Raw genomic sequence first — 830 nt, forward strand, 5'->3', positions numbered from 1 at the left:
TACGCTCCGCCCCCGGCGGCGGCGCGCGCGCCGCCCCCCCCCCACGGTGGCGGGGTCAGGAGCCGGCGTCCACGAGTTCCGCGAACCGGGCGTCCTCGGCGCGTCCTTGCGGCAGCGCGGACCGCTCGGGGAGACCGAGACCTCGGGCAGCCGTCGAGACGGCCGGAAGGGGGGTACGGAGTTCGAGCGGGCTGCAGGCGGCGGCCTGGGCACGGATCGTGAACCAGACCACTTTGCCGCCATCGGTGGCGTGCGTACCCCAGCTGTCACTGAGGCTGGAGACCATCGGCAGGCCGCGGCCCTGGGTCACCAGCGGGCTGGCACAGCGCAGTCGCGGCAGCCGCGAACTGGCGTCCAGCACGGCCGCGGTGAGGTTGCGGCCGGTCAAGCGCAGTTCCAGGGTGCAGCGTTTGTCCTCGCCCGCGTGCAGATGGACGTTGGTGAGCAGCTCGCACACGCCGAGGCTGACCGGCTGGATCAGCTCTTCGAGCTGCCAGTGGCGTAGATGCGCTGCGACGATGCGCCGGACCTGCGGCACCCGGTCGGGTGTTGCTTCCAGATCCAGTACGTACTCGCGGGATGTCTCTGTGATCACGACTGCGTCTCCTCATCAGGGTGGGCGGCGGTGTACCGGCCTCACCTCGTCTGACATGACAGCCCCGAGGAAACCGAAAGTAATCGGCTAAACACACACTGACTTCCACCAGAGTCACCCCATCCGGGTGAATCCGCAACGCGCGGCAGCGGCACCGGCCTGACCTGGCCCTTTTCCTTGACGCCGGAGGCCCCCACCCGTACGGGAACCTCCGGCGGCGGTAGAGGCACGTACC

Annotated in this window: 1 protein-coding gene; it reads right to left on the minus strand. The window is 69.8% G+C overall.

The window, feature by feature from the left end:
• Positions 1-55: 55 nt before the first annotated feature.
• The gene (locus ACFXBC_RS34635) at positions 56-595 is read right to left on the minus strand and encodes an ATP-binding protein (protein ID WP_385033951.1); all 540 of its coding nucleotides are present in this window, start codon (positions 593-595) and stop codon (positions 56-58) included.
• Positions 596-830: the final 235 nt, after the last annotated feature.

This window comes from Streptomyces sp. NPDC059398 (assembly GCF_042751845.1).
Taxonomy (GTDB): Bacteria; Actinomycetota; Actinomycetes; order Streptomycetales; family Streptomycetaceae; genus Streptomyces.